Consider the following 18239-nt stretch of genomic DNA (forward strand, 5'->3'; position numbering starts at 1 on the left):
TCCTCCAGCAGGCGCACCTGCTGGCTGACCGCGCCGTGCGTCACCCCGAGCTCGTCCGCGGCGGCCTTGAAGCTGCCGAGGCGGGCGGCGGCCTCGAAGGCGCGAAGGGCGTTCAGGGGAGGCAGCGCGCGCCGCATTCGGGTGAGTTTTCCTGCCGGATTCTGCCTGAACAAATGGTTTGTCGGACCTTCCCGCAAGAGGCACGCTCACGCGTAGTCCGATCAGCAGGGTGTGACCCGTGCCCGATTTCTCCTGCCAGGCGGCCCCGCAGTGCCGGGGCGGCGCCCAGGCCGCCGCGTGACGCTCCTGATCCTCGCCGCCGTGACCGGCGCCGCGATCCTGCACGCGGGCTGGAACGCCGTGCTGCGCGGCGGCAGCGACCGGCTGTGGTCGATGACGCTGATGATGCTCGCGGTCGCGGCGAGCACCGGGGTCGCGGCGCTGGTTCTGCCGTGGCCGAACGCGGCGAGCTGGCCCTACGTGATCGCCTCGGCGCTCCTCCACACCGGCTACAACCTGTCCCTCGTGCGGACCTACCGCACCGGCGACCTCGGCCAGACCTATCCGATCTCCCGCGGCTCCTCGCCCGTGCTGGTGTCCGTGGGCGCGATGGTCTTCGCACACGAGGCGGTCAGCCTCGTCTCCGGCCTCGGCATCGCGCTCGTGTCCGGCGGGATCGTGTCGCTGGCGCTCCAGGGCCGGACGGTCCGGGCCGAGATCCTGCCCGCCGCCCTCACCACGGGCGTCCTGATCGGCGCCTACACCGTCGTCGACGGGATCGGCGTCCGGCTCTCGGGCGACAGCGTGGCCTACGCCAACAGCATGTTCCTGCTGTGGAGCCTGACGATGCCGCCGCTCTTCCTCGTCATGCGCGGCCGGCCGCCGGCCTACACGCGGCGGGAGACCGCGACGGCGCTCGCCGGTGGGCTGGTCTCGATCCTCGCCTATGGCATCGTCATCTGGGCGATGCAGTCCGGCGCGATGGGCGTGGTGTCGGCGTTGCGCGAGACCAGCGTGGTCTACGCCGCCGTCATCGGCCGGATCTTCCTCAAGGAGACGCTGACGCTGCAGCGGGTCGCCTCCTGCCTCGCCATCGCCGCGGGCGCGGCCTGCCTGGCGGCGTGACCCTCACCACATCGTCTGCGCCGCCCGCTCGGCCCAGGTCCGGTCGTAGGACTCGCCGCCGACGCGCCCGTCGCTGAGCCCGGCCAGGATCTGCCCGGGAGTCGGCAGCGTCCTCGGGTCGACGTGGCTGTCCTGGCGCCACAGTCCGGAGCGGATCAGCGCCCGGGCACACTGGAAGTAGACCTCCGTGACCGCGATCACCATCACGGTGCGGGGCGCCTTGCCCTCGACGGCGAAGGAGGCGAGCAGGGCCGGATCGTCCTCGATCACCGCCCGGCCGTTCACCCGGAGCGCATTGCCGATGCCGGGGATCAGGAACATCAGCCCGACCCGGGGGTCGCGGACGACGTTGCGCAGGCTGTCGATCCGGTTGTTGCCCCGCCGATCGGGCAGGAGGAGCGTGCGCGGATCGGCGACGCGCACGAAGCCCGGACGGTCGCCGCGGGGTGAGCAGTCCAGGCCCTCGGGGCCGACGGTCGCGAGGGACAGGAAGGGAGCGGCTTCGATGAAGCATCGGTAATGCGGCGTGATGTGGTCGGCGACCTTGGCGGTCGATGCCTCGCCGACGGCGCCGAACTCTCCGTAGACCCGCTCGAGGGCCGCCACCGTCTCCAGGATCGCCATCGGCCCGTCTCCACGCAGCAGGACGCTGGCGTTCCTAGACGACAGGCCGGCGCCTGAACATCGAGCAGATCTCACCCTCGCGTGAGATCCGCTCACGGAAGGGCGCGCGTGCGGGCCCCGCCTCCCCTCCTACGTCTTGTTGCCACCTGGCAACACGCTGCTCAGCACCTGGCGGGCGGTGTCGATCAGGAGATGGCCCTGCTTCGGATCGCCCTTGGCGAGCATCGCGGTGAAATTCTGCACCTGCTCGAAGGTGAGGAACGGTGGCAGCGGCGGCACCTCCGGGTCGGTCTTGACCTCGAGCACCACCGGCCGGTCGCTCGCCAGGGCCTCGTCCCAGGCCGTCCCCATCCGCTCGGGATCGTCGACGTAGATCCCGCGCAGGCCGATCAGCTCGGCGAACTTGTGGTAGGGCACGTTGGGAATGGTCTGGCTCGCCTCGAATTTCGGGTTGCCCTCCATCACCCGCTGCTCCCAGGTCACCTGGTTCAGGTCCTCGTTGTTGAAGACGCAGCAGATCCAGGTCTTGTCGGTCCAGCGATGGGCGTACTTCGCCACCGTGATCAGCTCGGCCATGTTGTTCATCTGCATGGCGCCGTCGCCGACGAGCGCGATCACCGGCCGGTCCGGATGCGCCACCTTCGCGGCGATGGCGTAGGGCACCGCCGCCCCCATCGAGGCGAGGCCGCCCGACAGCGAGCACATCTGCCCGCGCCGCATCTTGAGGTCGCGAGCAAACCAGTTGGCGCAGGAGCCCGAATCCGAGGTGATGATGGCCCGGTCGGGCATCCGGGGCGAGAGTTCCCAGGTCACCCGCTGCGGGTTGACCGGGTTGGCCTTGGCCATCGCCCTCGCCTCGGCCTCCTTCCACCAGGAGGCGACGCCCGTCTCGATGCCCTTGCGCCAGGAGCCGCCCTCCTCCTTCTGCTCGAGGAGCGGCAGGAGCGCGCGCAGGGTCTCGGCGGACTCGCCCTGGAGCGGCACCTCCATGGGATAGCGCAGCGACAGCATCTCCGGGGCGAGGTCGATCTGCACGCCGCGGGCCTGGCCCTCCTTCGGCAGGAATTCCGCCCAGGGGAAGCCGGAGCCGATCATCAGCAGGGTGTCGCACTCCGCCATCATGTCGGACGAGGGCTTGGAGCCGAGGAGACCGATCGTGCCGGTGACGAATGCGAGGTCGTCCGGCACCGCCGCCTTGCCGAGCAGCGCCTTGGCAACGCCGGCCTGGAGGCGGTTGGCCACCGCGATCACCTCGTCGGTGGCGTGGAGCGCCCCCGCCCCCACCAGGATCGCGACCTTCTCGCCGGCGTTCAGCACCTCGGCGGCGCGCCGCAGATCCGCCTCGTAGGGCACGACCTTCGGGGCGGTGTAGCCGACGCCCGAGAAGGTATTGCCGTGCTTGCGCACGGGGGCCTCGTAAGGGACGTCCTGAAGGTCGTTCGGCAGGATGATCGCCGCGACCTTGCGCTCGGCCCTGGCGATGCGCATCGCGCGGTCGACGATGTGGCGGACCGAGGCCGGGGATGCGGCCTGCTGCACGTAGGCCGAGACGTCCTTGTAGACGCTCGTGAGGTCGAGCTCCTGCTGGTAATGCGCGCCGTTGACGTTGCGGGCCTGCTGGCCCGCGATGGCGAGGAGCGGCACGTGGTCCGAGTAGGCGTCGTACATGCCGGTGAGCAGGTGCGTCGCTCCCGGGCCGGACGTGGCGAGGCAGACGCCGACCTCGCCGGTGAACTTGGCGTAGGCGGTGGCCATGAAGGCTGCCATCTCCTCGTGGCGGACCTGGATGAACTCGAACGGCAGCGCGTTGCGCTGCATCGCCCCGAGCAGGCCGTTGATGCCGTCGCCCGGGTAGCCGAAGATCGTGCGCACGCCCCATTCCGCGAGGCGCTTCCAGAAGAAGTCGGCGACGGTCTCGGCCATGTTCGCTCCTCTGCCGCCTCAGGGCGGCGCGGCCCTCGCCGTGCACGGGCCCGGGCCGGCATGTCCGGCCGGCACGGGTCCGGGTTGAACCTGGCGGGCTAACCGGGGGAGAGTGGCGCGGTTCCAGGCCGCGGCGGGCCGGCACCAGCAGTTGCCAGCTGGCAACTCCGGCCAGGGGGCCGCGATGGTTAATCCTTGTTAACCAAAAAGGGTTTGCGTCGTCACGGCCACGCTGGCATCGTCTTACGGAATTTTTCCGCTACGCGCCCGGATGCCGTAAATGCCAGATCTGCCGCAGGAGCAGGCGAGAGCCGCAGCCTCCGACCGTCCCTCGATCACCCGGATCATCGCCGACGACGGCGGCGCCCTCTCGAGCGAGCTGAACGCGCTGCGGCGCACGCTCTTCCCGCCGGCCTCCCACAAGCTCCTGCGCTCGTTCTCCTCCGGCGAGGCCGCGAAGCTGATCGGCGTGGCGGACGGGTACCTGCGCCAGCTCTCGCTCGCGAGCAAAGGGCCGCAGCCGGAGATCGGCCCCGGCGGCCGGCGCTCCTACACGCTCGGCCAGATCAACGAGCTGCGCCAGCTCCTCGACGATGGGCCGAAGGCGAAGCGCTACGTGCCGCATCGCTCCGGCGACGAGCATTGCCAGGTGCTGGCGGTGGTGAACTTCAAGGGCGGCTCGGGCAAGACCACCACGGCGGCCCACCTCGCCCAGTACCTGGCGCTCCGGGGTTACCGGGTGCTCGCCGTCGACCTCGACCCGCAGGCCTCGCTGACCGCGCTGCACGGCTACCAGCCCGAGTTCGACGTCGGCCCCAACCAGACCCTCTACGCCGCGATCCGCCACGACGACGAGCAGCGCCCCCTCGCTGAGGTGGTGCGCAAGACCTACTTCCCGGGCCTCGACCTCGTGCCCGGCAACCTCGAGCTGATGGAGTTCGAGCACGACACCCCGCGGGTGCTGGCCGACCGGAACGCCGAGCCGTTCTTCGGCCGGATCGCCACGGCGCTCGGCAGCGTCGCCGACGATTACGACGTCATGATCCTCGACTGCCCGCCGCAGCTCGGCTTCCTGACGCTCGGCGCGCTCTGCGCCGCCACCGCGATGCTGGTCACCGTGCACCCGCAGATGCTCGACGTGATGTCGATGTGCCAGTTCCTGCTGATGGCCTCCGACCTGCTCGGGGTGGTGCAGGAGGCCGGTGCCGACCTCGACTACGACTTCCTGCGCTACGTCGTGACCCGTTACGAGCCGTCGGACGCGCCGCAGACCCAGATGGTCGGCTTCATGCGCTCGCTGTTCCGCGAGCGGGTGCTCACGCACCTGATGCTGAAATCGACCGCGGTGTCGGATGCCGGCCTGTCGAAGCAGACCCTCTACGAGATCGGCCGCGAGAGCTTCACCCGGGCGACCTACGACCGGGCGATCGAGGCCCTCGACGGGGTCAACGGCGAGATCGAGGGCCTGATGCACCGCGCCTGGGGACGGATCTCGGCATGAAGCGCAAGGATGCCCTCCGCGCCGCCCTCGGCGCCCGCTCCCTCGACCGCGAGCCGGCGCCCGAGTTGCCAGCTGGCAACCCGGGCGAGGCGGCGGTTGCCCCGACCGAGCGGCCGGAGGCGCCGCGGCCCCTGGTGCGCTCCGGCGCCGTCGGCGCCATGGGGCGCAGTCTCGGACGCATCGCCAGCGCGGCGGCGGAGGCCCGCGCCATGGTCGCCTCCGGCGACAGGGTGGTGGAGCTCGACACGGCGCTCGTCGACGGCTCCTTCGTGCAGGACCGCCTTGCCGGCGCGCCCGAGGACCACGCCGCCTTCGTCGAGCTGATCCGCGAGCGCGGCCAGCAGGTGCCGATCCTGGTGCGGCCTCACCCGACGGAGGAGGGCCGCTACCAGGTCGCCTACGGCCACCGCCGCCTGCGGGCGGCGGCCGAGCTCGGCCGGCCGGTGCGGGCGGTGGTCAAGGCGCTCACCGACGAGGACCTCGTCGTCGCGCAAGGCCAGGAGAACTCGGCCCGGGCCGATCTGAGCTACATCGAGCGGGCCCTGTTCGCGATCGCGCTCGAGGATCGCGGCTTCGACCGCGCCACCATCATGGCGGCGCTGGCGGTCGAGAAGACCCAGCTCTCGCGGCTGATCGGCATCGGCCGGGCGGTACCGGCGGAGGTGGTGGCGGCGGTCGGCCCGGCGCCGAAGGCTGGGCGGCCGCGCTGGACGGCGCTCGTCGAGGCGCTGGCGCGGACCGGGGCAGGGGACACCGTCACCCGGATCCTGGCGGCGCCGGACCTCCCCGGTCTCTCCTCCGACGACCGCTTCGCCCGGCTGCTCGCCGCGCTGACCGCGCCGCCGCCGCGGCCGGCCCCGGTGCCGGCGGTGTGGACCAATCTCGGCGGCCGGCCGGTGGTGCGGATCGACCGCGGCCGCCAGGGCACCCAGCTCACCGTCGACGACAGGCTCGAACCGGACTTCGCCGCCTACCTTATCCAGAGTCTTCCACAGCTCTACGCCGCCTTCACAGAGTCGAAGACCCGCGACGAGACCGATTAAGGTTCTCCCCCATCCTGGCCCGACGGGACGAAGACTCGCCGGTTAGCCACACGGATTCACAGGAATCTGCTGATCTGCTTCGGGAATCGGCCCGACTCGACTCCGCCGATTCGGCTTTCGCGCGTTAGGACTCCGCCAAACAGAGTCACGACGCGCGCCCGACGGCCCGCGTCCCCGTGCGGAGCCGCTTGTTGGAGATGACGAACCCGCCGCAATCCGCACCGGAGCCGGTCGAGGGCGTGCGCGACCCCGACCTGATCGAGATCGTCGAGAAGGCCCGGGGCAGCGTCGCCTACAAGGCGACCCTGGCCTTCGTGCGCGCGAGCCAGGCCAAGCGCGACGCCGAGGCCGAGGCGCGCCAGAAGCTGGTGGTGCTGAGGGCCGAGGCCGAGGCCGAGCGCGCCCGGCTGCCCCGCAACGCCCGCCGCCGCGACGCGATCCGTGAGGTGATCGAGAACGAGCCGGCCTCTCCTGAGAACATCCAGCACATCCACTCGGTGCTGGCGCTCTGCGGTCTGCCGTATCGCGAGCCGAAGGGGGTGACCAACGTCTCCCGCGAGTACGGCCGCAACACGCTCGCCATCAATGCCGGCCGGCTCATCAACCCGGTGACCGGCGAGATGGAGATGCAGGGGCTGCCCTACGGCCCGAAGGCGCGCCTCCTGCTGCTCCACCTCTGCACCGAGGCGGTCAAGCAGCGCAGCCCCAAGGTCGAGGTCGCCCAGAGCATGTCGGGCTTCATCCGTGACATGGGCTTCCCGGTCACCGGGGGAGAGCGGGGCACCCTCAAGCAGTTCAAGGAGCAGCTCAACCGGCTCGCCGCCTGCTCGATGCAGATCGGCCTGTGGGACGGCAGCCGCGCCTCCACCCTCAACGTGCCGCCGTTCCGGCAGATGGACGTGTGGCTGCCACTGCACAACCACCCGGACCAGGGCCTCCTGTGGTCCTCCACCATCACCTTCCACCGCGAGTTCTACGACAACCTGATCCAGCACGCCCTGCCGGTCGACATCCGGGCCGCCCGCGCCTTCGCGGGCTCGGCGCGCAAGCTCGACCTGCTGTTCTGGGTCGGCTACCGGCTCTCGCGCCTGGAGCGGCCGCTGCGCCTGACCTGGGACAACCTCTACAAGCAGTTCGGCAGCGAGAACGGCTCGATCCGCTCGTTCCGCCAGGAATTCCGCAAGGACGTCGCCCACCTCACGGAGGTGTTCCCGCGCCTGCGCCTGACCCTCGACGACGGGGGGATGCAGCTGCTGCCGTCCGACCCGAAGGACCTCCTGGTGCCCCCGAAAGCCGCCCTCGCGAATAAGCGAGCCCGCGCAAGGGCTTGATTCCGCTGAATTCCCTACGACGGGAGGGGGTCGGGGCGGCGGGCCACGCCGTGCGGCGTGGGCTCGTGGCGTACTTGTGGTGTGAAATAGGATTATAGTCTTCATACGGCTGCGTCCGCCATGCAGCGCGAAGTCTCGTCCCACCGCGAGCGGTACCGGGAGGAGGGACGGCGCGCGAGTTCTCACCACGCCCTTCCCGGAACCGGAAGATGAGCGCGCCGGTCTGCCCGCGATGACACGAGGACGCGCGGCGCCACCCGGCATTCGCGCCGTCATGCAGCACTCGACGACGGTTTTCGTCTGCCGCGATGCCCGCTCGCAGCGGCCCATCCCGCGCTGAGTTGCCTACGCCCCGCCACCGCCAAGGCGGCCTCCAGCCACGCCGACTTGCCTACGCGCGGCTCCGCCGGTGCAGCCCTCCTGCTCGGCCCTTCGCTCTTGAGATTCCACGGTTTTTCCGATCCGCCGGGCACGCAGACCTGCCTACGGGATCTTAACCGCTCCTGCGCTGAAGTGCCTACGCTCGTGAAGGTCGGCGTAACCGGCCGGCAACCCTCCGGGTCGGCCGGGGTGTCGAGTCGCGGCAAGTATTTCCATGACTCGAAGAGTCGGCCTGAGTCCAGCCAGAGTCCCGGATCGGGACGGCGAATCACCAGTCCACGTACAGGCGAGTCGGTTCCACCCCCTCAAGCCTGCCCTCGACTCTTCCCCGTGGAAACGACTCCGGCTGTTCTGGGCTTTGTCGGGCGACGACTCGCGGGCTCCGCATCTCCGACTCGGGGTCTCGGCTCGCAAGACTCTCCGGCCCCGCGGCCGCCGCCGGCTCAGGGACCGGGGGAGGGGGCATCGCCCTTCTGGGCAACTGCGGAGGGGCCGGATCTCCGCCGTTTGCCCATGGGAGGTCCTAAGTCTCGAAACCCAAAAGCCTTTTTATGAGAGATTCAGAATCTAGATTCCGAGTCTGAATCCGTAGAGCTATATGGGTATTATATGGGGTGGCGATTTCCCATTCCACCGCAAGGGTTTAGGTCCTGTTCGCGTAGGCTGGTCTGCGCGGTCGCGTAGGCAACTCGGCGCGGCCGCGTAGGCTGGTCTGCGCGGAAACCGGGGAGCCGGGAAGGCGACTCTGCGTGGCCCCGTAGGTTACTCGGCGCAGGCCCCCGATTAACAGCTTGGAAAGCTGTGTGAATCGCGGACAGCCCGGCGTAGGCTGATCGGCGTGCCGCCGGGAGCCGCACGGCGCCCGGGACGACCCGGATTCTCGCATCCGGAGCCGAAGCGGCGCGCCCGCCGGCACCTGGACGGGCCGGGCCGTCCGGAATCCGCGCCAGGAAGCCCGTGGAGGCCCGTGCAGCCCCAGGACTGTTCTAGGGCAGCTACCGGCCTCGAATCCAGCTCAGCGGCGCTCCTGGCGGCTTGGCGCGGGTTGTCCAACGGCTGTGCCCGCTCGTGGCCCGCATCGCCCGCCTGTCCGATCTCCTTGCGCCGGGAGGCTTTCCGGGCCGCCCCGGGGCCGCTATCCCCGCTGCCGTCAACAGGACCCTGGTTTTCGCGGGTCCTGTTGACCCATCCATCCACAGCCCCGATTGACACCCCCTCGAAATCGAACAAAACAAGAACATGTTCGAGCTTCGGTCGGTGATGGGCATGAGATGCGGCAGGCCGAGCGGGAGCGGCAGCTCGCGGCGTTGCGCGAGCAGATCGGCGGGCCGGCGCCCGGGGAGGCGGGACGTCCGGTCCTGCCGTTCGGCGTCGCGGCCCTGGACGGGCACCTGCCGGGCGGGGGTTTGCGCCTCGGCGCCGTGCACGAGGTGCTGGCGGCGGGGCCGGTGGACGGAGAGGGGGCGCTGGCGGCCCTGTTCGCCGCCGCGATCCTCGCCCGGCATCCCGGCCCGGTGCTGTGGTGCCTGGCCTGCCGCGACCTGTTCGCCCCCGGCCTCGCCGCGGTCGGGCTCCATCCCGACCGGGTGCTCTACGCCGAGACCCGGCGCGAGGCCGAGGTTTTGCCCACCATGGAGGAGGGCCTGCGCCATCGCGGCCTCGCGGCGGTGGTCGGCGAGGTCGCCCGGCTCGGGCTCACGCCCTCGCGCCGGCTGCAGCTCGCCGCCGAGGGCAGCGGCAGCCTCGCCCTGGTGATCCGCCGCTGGGGCGCCGCCGCGCCGGAGCCGAACGCCGCCGCCACCCGCTGGGGCGTCACCGCGGCGCCGTCCCCCGCTCTTCCCGTGCCGGGCCTGTCGCGGGCCCGCTGGACCGTGGCGCTCCTGCGCGCCCGGGGCGCCGAGCCCCGCACCTGGCTCCTTGAGGCTCCCGATGCGAAGGGTCATCTGCGTGTTCCTGCCGACCTGGCCGACCGACCGCTGGCGGCGCCGGAACGGCGGGCCGCCGCCGGATGAGCCGGTGGTCGTGGTGGCGCAGGAGGGCCCGCGCCGGGTGCTTGCGGCCGTCGACCATGCCGCCCGGGGTCTCGGCCTGCGTCCCGGCCTCGCCCTCGCGCAGGCGCAGGCGATGGTGCCGGGCCTCGCGGTGATCGCGGCCGATCCGGAGGGCGACGCGGCGGCGCTCCACCGCCTCGCGGCCTGGTGTCTGTGCTACGCCCCTCTCGTCGCCCCCGACCCGCCGGACGGGATCTGGATCGACGTCGTCGGCGCTGCCCACCTGCATGGCGGCGAGGCGGCCCTGCTCAGCCATTTGCGCCGCCGCCTCGGCCGGGTCGGCTACCGGGTCCGGGCGGCGCTCGCCGACACGCCTGGCGCCGCCTGGGCGGCCGCCCGGTGCCTGTCCCCCGAGATCGTGCTGCCGCCCGGCGGGCAGCGGGCCCACCTCCTCGACCTGCCGCTCTGGGCCTTGCGCCTCGAGCGCGACACCGTCTCGGGTCTGGCTCAGCTCGGCATCGCGCGAGTCGGCCACCTCCTGGACCAGCCCCGCGGCCCGCTGCGCCTGCGCTTCGGCGAGGATCCCGCCCGCCGCCTCGACCAGGCCCTGGGCCACGCTCCCGAGCCGCTCGCCTACCTGGCTCCGCCGGTGGAGCACGCCGTGCGCCTCACCTTCCCGGAGCCGATCGGAGCGCCCGAGACGCTCGCCCGGGTGACCGGGCGGCTCGCCGCGATGCTGGCGGAAGGGCTCGCCCGGCACGGGCTCGGGGCGCGCCGGCTCGACCTCGTCTTCCGGCGGGTCGACGGCCTGCATCAATCCGTCAGCGTCGGCACCGCCCGGCCGAGCCGCGACCCGCGCCACCTCGCCCGCCTGCTCGCCGAGCGCTTGGGGTCCGTCGATCCCGGCCACGGCCTCGACGAGGCCCGGCTCGCGGCGGCCCGGGTCGAGGGCCTGGAGGCGCGCCAGCTCGCCGCCCCTGGCGAGGAGCCGGATCCGGACGCGATGGCGGAGCTCGTCGACCGGCTGGCGCTGCGGCTCGGCCCCGGGCGGCTGTTTCGCGCCGCGCCGGTCGAGAGCGAGTGGCCCGAGCGGGCGGTGCGCCGGGTCGCGCCGTTGAGCCCCGCCACCGGCCTGACCTGGCCCGCCGACCTGAAGCGGCCCGGCCGCCTGCTCACCCCGCCGGAGCCGGTCATGGTGATGGCCGTGCTGCCGGACGCGCCGCCCTCCGCCTTCACTTGGCGCGGCAGCCGCCGCCGGGTCGCCCGCGCGGACGGGCCGGAGCGGGTCTTCGGCGAGTGGTGGCGCGCCGACGACGAGGTCCTGGCCTCCCGCGACTACTACCGGGTCGAGGACGAGACCGGCGCCCGCTACTGGCTGTTCCGCGACGCCCCGGCGGGGGAGGGCGCGCGCTGGTGGCTGCACGGGCTGGGGGAGTCGTGATGCGCCGGGATCCGCGATGAGCGTCGAATTGCAGGTCACCACCCACTACTCGTTCCTGCGCGGCGCCTCCTCGCCGGAGGAGCTCTTTTCCGCCGCCGCGCTCCTCGGCATCCGGGCGCTCGCCGTCACCGACCGCAACTCGCTCGCCGGCATGGTGCGGGCCCATGCCGCCGCCCGCACCACGGGATGCCGCCTGATCGTCGGCTGCCGCCTCGACCTCGCCGAGGGCTGGAGCCTGCTCGTCTACCCCACCGACCGGGCGGCCTACGGCCGGCTCTGCCGCCTGCTCACCCTCGGCCGCTCGCGGGAGCGGGCGCCCCGCGGCGGTTGCCACCTGGCAACCGCGGACGTCGCCGAGTGGAGCGAGGGCCTGCTGGCGGTGCTGCCCGCCGACCGCCCGGACGACGCCCTGGCCGGGCGCTTGCGCAGTCTCAAGGCGATCTTCGGCCGCCGCCTCTCCTGCGGCCTGTCGCGCCGCTTCGGCGTCAACGACCACCTGCGGCTCGAGGAGATCGCGGGCCTCGCCCGAACGGCGCGGGTGCCGACGGTCGCCCTCGGCGACGTGCTCTACCACGTGCCCGAACGGCGGGTGATGCAGGACGTGGTCACCTGCATCCGCCTGAAGACCACCATCGCGGCGGCGGGGTTCTCCCGCGAGCGCCATGCCGGGCGCCACCTGCACGATCCGGCCGAGACCGCGCGCCTGTTCGCCCGCCATCCGGAGGCCCTCGCCCGGGCCGCGGCGATCGCTGAGGCCTGCCGCTTCTCCCTCGACGAGCTGACCTACACCTATCCGGACGAGGCCGGGGCCGACGGGCGCCCGGCGCAAGCGCGCCTCGAGGCGATGACCTGGGAGGGCGCGGCGAAGCGCTATCCGGCCGGGGTGCCGGAGGCGGTCCGCAAGCAGCTGGGGGACGAGCTCGACCTCGTCGCCAGGAAGGCTTACGCGCCGTACTTCCTCACCGTCGAGGCGATCGTCCGCTACGCCCGCAGCCAGGGCATCCTGTGCCAGGGCCGCGGCTCGGCGGCGAACTCGGCGATCTGCTGGTGCCTCGGCATCACCGCCATCGACCCCGTCGAGCAGGGGCTGCTCTTCGCCCGCTTCATCAACGAGACCCGCGACGAGCCGCCCGACATCGACGTCGATTTCGAGCACGAGCGCCGGGAGGAGGTGATCCAGTGGATCTACGCCACCTACGGCCGCGAGCGCGCGGCGCTCACCGCCACGGTGATCCGCTACGGCGCCCGCGGCGCGGTGCGGGAGGTCGGCAAGGTGCTGGGGGTGCCGGAAGACGTCACCAGGGCGCTCGCCCGCCTGGTCTGGGGCTGGTCGCGCGAGGGTGTCGGCGAGCGCGAGGCGAAGGCCTTGGGCCTCGACCTCTCCGAGCGCTCCCTGCGGCTGACGCTCGAGATCGGCCGGGCGCTGATCGGCACGCCGCGCCATTTCGGCCAGCATCCCGGCGGCTTCGTCCTGACCCTCGACCGGCTCGACGCGCTCTGCCCAGTGGTCCCGGCCCGGATGGAGAACCGCCAGATCATCGAGTGGGACAAGGACGACATCGAGGCCCTGCGGTTCATGAAGGTCGACGTGCTCGGCCTCGGCATGCTCGGCTGCCTGCGCCGGGCCTTCGCGCTCTTGGCCGAGCACAAGCCGGAATCGAAGCCGCCGCGGGAGATCGCCGACATCCCGCCGAATGACAAAGAAACCTACGCGATGATCCGGCGCGCCGACACGATCGGCGTGTTTCAGATCGAGAGCCGGGCCCAGATGGCGATGCTGCCGCGGATGCAGCCCGAAGACCTCTACGACCTCACCATCGAGGTCGCGATCGTACGGCCGGGCCCGATCCAGGGCGACATGGTCCACCCCTACCTGCGCCGGCGCCGCGGCCTCGACCCGGTCACCTATCCGACCGAGGCGTTGAAGGCAGTGCTCGAACGGACCAAGGGCGTGCCGCTCTTTCAGGAGCAGGCGATGCAGGTCGCGATCGTCGCCGCCGGCTTCTCCGCCGCGGAGGCCGACGGCCTGCGCCGCGCCATGGGCACCTTCAAGGGCGACGGCACGATCGGCCTCTACGAGGAGAAGCTGATCCAGGGCATGATCGCCAACGGCTACGACCCGGATTTCGCCGCCCGCACCTACCGCCAGCTCGAGGGTTTCGGCTCCTACGGCTTCCCGGAGAGCCACGCCGCCTCCTTCGCCCTCATTGCCTACGCCTCGTCCTGGCTGAAGTGCCAGCACCCCGAGGTTTTTTGCTGCGCCCTCCTCAACGCCCAGCCGATGGGCTTCTACGCCCCGGCCCAGATCGTGCGCGACGCCCGCAACCACGGGGTCGAGGTCCGGCCGGTCAGCGTCAACGCCTCGCGCTGGGACTGCACCCTGGAGCCGGCGGGGGAGGGGCGGCTCGCGGTGCGCTTGGGCCTGCGGCTGGTGCGCGGCCTGCCCAACCAGGACGGCGCCCGGATCGCCACCGTGCGGGAGGCCGATCTCTTCCGCTCGGTCGAGGACCTGTGGCGCCGGGCCGGGCTCTCGCTCAAAGGTCTGCGGAGCCTCGCTGCCGCGGACGCCTTCGCGTGCCTCGGTGTCGGGCGGCGCGAGGCCCTGTGGGCGATCCGCGGCCTCGCGCCTCAGCCGCTGCCGCTCTTCGCGGCCGCCGACCGGCGCGAGGTGATGCCGACGCCCGAACTCGCCGAGCCGCCGGTGCGCCTCGCGCCCCTGAGCGAGGGGGCCGCCGTGGTGGCGGATTACCGGGCGTCGGGCCTCAGCCTCGGCCGCCACCCTCTCGCCTTCTTGCGCGCGATGCTGTCGCGCGACGGCGTCTCGACCTGCGCCTCCCTCGGCCGCCTGCGCGACGGCGCCCGGGTGACCGTGGCGGGGCTGGTGCTGGTGCGCCAGAAACCGGGCTCGGCCAAGGGCGTGATGTTCATCACGCTGGAGGACGAGACCGAGATCGCCAACCTGGTTATCTGGCCGTCGCTGTTCACCCGCCAGCGCACCCTGATCCTCCAGGCCGGCCTGATGGCCGCCCGCGGCCGGGTGCAGCGCGAGGGCGACGTGATCCACCTCGTCGCCGAGCACCTGATCGACCGCTCGGACCTGCTGGCGCGGGTGGCGGAGGACGCAGTCGCGCCGCTGGCGGTCGATGGCTGGCGGGGGGACGAGGCGCGGCGCGGGGGGGCGGATCCGCGGGGCTTAGGCCGGCCGCTGCGGGTCGGGAGCCGGGATTTCCGGTGAGATGGCGGCTCTGCCAGGCTCCCGGTCGCCTGCTCCGGTTCGCCGGGCATAGGAGGCGCTTGCATGAATTTGCCCGCCGCCCCATCGTTATAACGAACGTTGTAACAGCGGAGTCCGCCATGCTGGCGCTCAAGCTCACGGGAATCGGGAACTCGGTCGGCTTCGTGCTCCCGAAGGAAGCGGTCGCACGCCTCAAGGTCGAGAAGGGCGACACCGTGTTCCTCACCGAGACGCCGGACGGCTACCGGCTCACCCCCTACGACCCGACCTTCGAGGAGCAGATGGGCAAGGCGCGGGAGATCATGAAGCGCCGCCGCAACGCGTTGCGCGAACTCGCCAAGTGATGCCGCCAAGTAACGCCACTAGGTAACGCCGCCCAGTGACGCCGTTCTGGGTCGAGAGGGAGGTCGTTCTCGCCATCCACGACGAGCAGCTGGCCGAGCATGGCGGCGCCATCGGGATCCGCGACAGGATGATGCTCGACTCGGCCCTGGATCGGCCCCGAAACCGTCATGACCTCGGCGGTTGCGAGGACATCTGCGAACTCGCGGCCTGCTACGCGTTCGGCCTGGCCCGCAAACACGGCTTCCTGGACGGCAACAAGCGGGTCTCGGCTGTCGTAACCGAGCTTTTTCTCGCGCTCAATGGTTACGCGCTGATCGCCTCCGACAGCGACGTCGTCCGGATCTGGACGGCCATCGCCGCGGGGGAGATGACGGAGGATGACATCACGGCCTGGATCAGGCGTTCCACCTCAGCTTCTCAATAGCCTCGAATGTATCGGCCATGGCCGCGCTCACGATCCGCAACCTCGAGACCCCGGTCGGAGAGCCGTCGCGTCCGCGTGCTGCACGCAACGGCCGCTCCGTGGAAGCGGACGCAATCCTCGCCGGGACGGTCGCGCCATCCCTACGCGCGGCAGTCGATCGTCGATCGACTGCCGCCTCAGGATGAGGTCGCGGGTGAGATGAATGGTTGAACCGCGCCGAACGGGCTCTGTTTGCCCTCGCTCGACGCAGCCTGGCACGACCCCCTCAATGCGCCGCCACCCCCCGCGCCGGCACGATGTCGTTGGCGATCACTTCGCCGAACGGGCCGTCGTTGCGCGCGCCCGTCGCCGCCGTGCCGGTGGTGCTGCGGAGCGGCAGCTTGGGAAAGACCAGCTCGGCGAAGCGGTAGGCCTCCTCCAGGTGCGGGTAGCCGGAGAGGATGAAGCGGTCGATGCCGAGGTCGATGTACTCCTTCATCCGGTCGGCGACCTGGTCGGGGGAGCCGACGAGGGCGGTGCCGGCGCCGCCGCGCACCAGGCCGACGCCGGCCCAGAGGTTCGGCGATACCACCAGCTTGTCGCGCCGGCCGCCGTGCAGCTGCATCATCCGGCTCTGGCCGACGGAGTCCTGGCGCGCCAGGGTCGCCTGCGCCCGGGCGATGGTGGCGTCGTCGAGGCGCGAGATCAGCGACTCGGCCGCCTCCCAGGCGGCAGATTCGGTCTCGCGCACGATGACGTGCAGGCGGATGCCGTAGGAGAAGGTTTTCCCCCGCCGCTCGGCCGCCTCACGGGCCCGCGCGATCTTGTCCGCCACGTCGGCCGGGGGCTCGCCCCAGGTCAGGTAGACGTCGCAGTGGTCGGCCGCGACCTCGATGCCGGCCGGCGACGAGCCGCCGAAGTAGAGCGGCGGGTAGGGCCGCTGCACCGGGGGGAAGATCAGCCGGCTGTCCTCCACCCGCAGGTGCTCGCCCTGGTATGTCACGGTCTCGCCGGAGAGGAGCGCGCGCCAGACCCGCAGGAACTCGTCGGTCACCGCGTAGCGCTCGTCGTGGGCGAGGAAGACGCCGTCGCCGCGCAACTCGACGGGATCGCCGCCCGTGACCACGTTGATGAGGAGCCGCCCGTCCGAGATCCGGTCGAGGGTGGCGGCCATGCGGGCGGCGGCGGCCGGCAGCTGCAGGCCCGGCCGCACCGCCACCAGGAAGCGCAGGCGCCGGGTCAGCGGCGCGAGCGCCGAGGCGACGACCCAGGAATCCTCGCAAGAGCGCCCGGTCGGCAGCAGCACGCCGTAATAGCCGAGCTCGTCCGCCGCCTGGGCGATCTGGCGCAGGTAGGGCAGGGAGACGGCCCGGGCGCCTTCCTGCGCGCCGAGGTAGCGGCCGTCGCCGTGGGTGGGCAGGAACCAGAGGACGTCGGTCTGGCCGGTCATGGGACAACTCCGGTAGAGGGCACGATCAGGCACGCCCGTCGAGAAGGTGATCGAGGATGCGGCCCTCGAGGGCGGCCAGCTCCGGGTCGCCGCGCCGGCGCGGGCGCGGCACGGTGACGGCCACGTCGAGGGCGATGCGGCCGGCCTCGACCACCAGGATGCGGTCGGCGAGCGCCACCGCCTCGGCGACGTCGTGGGTGACGAGGAGGGCGGTGAAGCCTTGCGCGCGCCAGATCCGCTCGATCATCGCCTGCATGTCGATGCGGGTCAGCGCGTCGAGGGCGCCGAGGGGCTCGTCGAGGGCGAGCAGCCCCGGATGGCTGACGAGGGCGCGGGCGAGCGCCACCCGCTGGCGCTGGCCGCCTGAGAGGGTGGAGGGCCACTGGCCCGCCTTCTCGGCGAGGCCGACCTCGGCCAGAGCCGCGGCCGCCCGCTCCCGCCGCTCCGCCGCGGTCCCGCCGCGGCCGAGGCCGAGGCCGACCGCGACGTTGTCGAGAACCTTCGCCCAGGGCAGGAGGCGCGGCTCCTGGAACATGATCCGGCGCGGGCCCGCCCCGCCCTCGACCGCGACCCGGCCGGCGCTCGGCGCCTCGAGGCCGAGGATCAGGCGCAGCAGGGTGGACTTGCCGCAGCCCGAGCGCCCGACCACGGCGACGAACTGGCCCGCCGGCACGTGCAGGTCGAGCCCGTCGATCACCGGCTTTCCGCCGTCGAAGGCCTTCGACAGGCCGCGCAGGGTGATGCCGAGCCCGGTCGCGGTCCGGTCGCGGGCGATCTCCCGATCGATGATGTCGCGGCGGGACGATGCGGGCCGGGCCGGGACGAAGCCGTCGAGCCGGCGGAGGGTGCTGGCGATCATGGGAAGGCCCTGGGATGCGGGAGTGTGGCTCAGGCCGAGCGGTAGGCCGGGTTCCAGGCCAGGCAGGCGCGCTCGAGGCGGCGGGTCAGGAGGTCGGCGACCTTGCCGAGGAGGGCGTAGATCAGGATCGCCAGCACCACGACGTCGACCAGCATGAACTCGCGCGCCTGCATCGCCATATAGCCGAGGCCGGAGGAGGCCGAGATCGTCTCGGCGACGATCAGGGTCAGCCACATGATGCCGAGCGCGTAGCGCAGGCCCACGAAGACCGAGGGCAGGGCGCCGGGCAGCACCACGCGGGAGAACAGCTCGGCCCGCGACATGCCGTAGATCCGGCCCATCTCGACGAGCTGCGGATCGACCGAGCGGATGCCGTGCAGGGTGTTGGCGTAGATCGGGAAGAACACGCCGAGCGCCACCAGGAAGAGCTTCGCCTCCTCGCCGATGCCGAACCACAGGATCACCAGCGGGATCAGCGACAGGTGCGGGATGTTGCGGATCATCTGCACCGTGGTGTCGGTGAGCTGGTCCGACAGGCGCGACAGGCCGTTGGCGAGGCCGAGCCCGAAGCCGATGCCGCCGCCGAT

At 71.9% G+C, this 18239-nt stretch carries 16 protein-coding genes; 10 read left to right on the forward strand and 6 right to left on the reverse strand.

Features of this window, described 5'->3' with window-relative positions:
• The coding region (locus VQ02_RS35930; protein ID WP_157080750.1) for a LysR family transcriptional regulator at positions 1–137 on the reverse strand (137 nt) is incomplete at its 3' end.
• A 160-nt stretch (positions 138–297) separates the two neighbouring features.
• On the opposite strand from VQ02_RS35930, the gene VQ02_RS22085 reads away from it, so the two are divergent.
• Entirely contained in the window at positions 298–1125 is an 828-nt protein-coding gene (locus VQ02_RS22085) for an EamA family transporter (protein ID WP_048446379.1), read from the forward strand.
• 3 nt (positions 1126–1128) lie between these two features.
• On the opposite strand, the gene VQ02_RS22090 is transcribed toward VQ02_RS22085, so the two are convergent.
• Both VQ02_RS22090 and VQ02_RS22095 read right to left on the reverse strand, forming a co-directional pair.
• Positions 1129–1749: a pyridoxamine 5'-phosphate oxidase family protein gene (locus VQ02_RS22090; protein ID WP_048446380.1), complete on the reverse strand. Its 621-nt coding sequence runs from the start codon at positions 1747–1749 to the stop codon at positions 1129–1131.
• Positions 1750–1878: 129 nt separating this feature from the next.
• Complete coding sequence (locus VQ02_RS22095; protein WP_048446381.1) at positions 1879–3672, reverse strand: thiamine pyrophosphate-requiring protein; 1794 nt, start codon at positions 3670–3672, stop codon at positions 1879–1881.
• A 280-nt stretch (positions 3673–3952) separates the two neighbouring features.
• Between VQ02_RS22095 and repA the strand changes: the two genes are divergently transcribed.
• The 9 genes from repA to VQ02_RS40070 all read left to right on the forward strand — a co-directional run bounded on the left by repA (position 3953) and on the right by VQ02_RS40070 (position 15549).
• Positions 3953–5173: a plasmid partitioning protein RepA gene (repA, locus tag VQ02_RS22100; RefSeq protein WP_048446382.1), complete on the forward strand. Its 1221-nt coding sequence runs from the start codon at positions 3953–3955 to the stop codon at positions 5171–5173.
• Complete coding sequence (gene repB, locus VQ02_RS22105) at positions 5170–6216, forward strand: plasmid partitioning protein RepB (protein WP_048446383.1); 1047 nt, start codon at positions 5170–5172, stop codon at positions 6214–6216. Before repA ends, repB begins: the two co-directional genes overlap by 4 nt.
• A gap of 197 nt (positions 6217–6413) precedes the next feature.
• Positions 6414–7547, forward strand: a complete 1134-nt coding sequence (locus VQ02_RS22110; protein WP_048446384.1) for a replication protein RepA — start codon at positions 6414–6416, stop codon at positions 7545–7547.
• A 1652-nt stretch (positions 7548–9199) separates the two neighbouring features.
• Positions 9200–9940: an ImuA family protein gene (locus VQ02_RS22115; protein ID WP_048446385.1), complete on the forward strand. Its 741-nt coding sequence runs from the start codon at positions 9200–9202 to the stop codon at positions 9938–9940.
• Entirely contained in the window at positions 9858–11360 is a 1503-nt protein-coding gene (locus VQ02_RS22120; RefSeq protein WP_083469368.1) for a DUF6504 family protein, read from the forward strand. The genes VQ02_RS22115 and VQ02_RS22120 overlap by 83 nt, the downstream gene beginning before the upstream one ends.
• A 16-nt stretch (positions 11361–11376) precedes the next feature.
• Positions 11377–14595 carry an error-prone DNA polymerase gene (locus tag VQ02_RS22125; RefSeq protein WP_048446386.1) on the forward strand — a complete coding sequence of 1073 codons (3219 nt, stop codon included), beginning with the start codon at positions 11377–11379 and terminating at the stop codon, positions 14593–14595.
• Positions 14596–14714: 119 nt separating this feature from the next.
• The gene (locus tag VQ02_RS22130; RefSeq protein ID WP_048446387.1) at positions 14715–14939 is read left to right on the forward strand and encodes an AbrB/MazE/SpoVT family DNA-binding domain-containing protein; all 225 of its coding nucleotides are present in this window, start codon (positions 14715–14717) and stop codon (positions 14937–14939) included.
• Between the two features lie 35 nt (positions 14940–14974).
• A complete protein-coding gene (locus VQ02_RS22135) occupies positions 14975–15364 on the forward strand; it encodes a type II toxin-antitoxin system death-on-curing family toxin (protein WP_048446388.1) in 390 nt (129 codons plus the stop codon).
• A 17-nt stretch (positions 15365–15381) separates the two neighbouring features.
• Positions 15382–15549, forward strand: a complete 168-nt coding sequence (locus VQ02_RS40070) for a FitA-like ribbon-helix-helix domain-containing protein (RefSeq protein ID WP_425339917.1) — start codon at positions 15382–15384, stop codon at positions 15547–15549.
• 80 nt (positions 15550–15629) lie between these two features.
• Here VQ02_RS40070 and ssuD read toward each other — a convergent pair whose 3' ends face one another.
• The 3 genes from ssuD to VQ02_RS22150 form a co-directional block, all read right to left on the reverse strand.
• Complete coding sequence (ssuD, locus tag VQ02_RS22140; protein WP_048446389.1) at positions 15630–16793, reverse strand: FMNH2-dependent alkanesulfonate monooxygenase; 1164 nt, start codon at positions 16791–16793, stop codon at positions 15630–15632.
• A 25-nt stretch (positions 16794–16818) separates the two neighbouring features.
• The gene (locus tag VQ02_RS22145) at positions 16819–17652 is read right to left on the reverse strand and encodes an ABC transporter ATP-binding protein (RefSeq protein ID WP_048446390.1); all 834 of its coding nucleotides are present in this window, start codon (positions 17650–17652) and stop codon (positions 16819–16821) included.
• 29 nt (positions 17653–17681) lie between these two features.
• Positions 17682–18239: ABC transporter permease subunit (locus VQ02_RS22150; protein ID WP_048446391.1), on the reverse strand; the 558-nt coding region annotated here is incomplete at its 5' end.

This window comes from Methylobacterium variabile (assembly GCF_001043975.1).
Lineage (GTDB): Bacteria > Pseudomonadota > Alphaproteobacteria > Rhizobiales > Beijerinckiaceae > Methylobacterium > Methylobacterium variabile.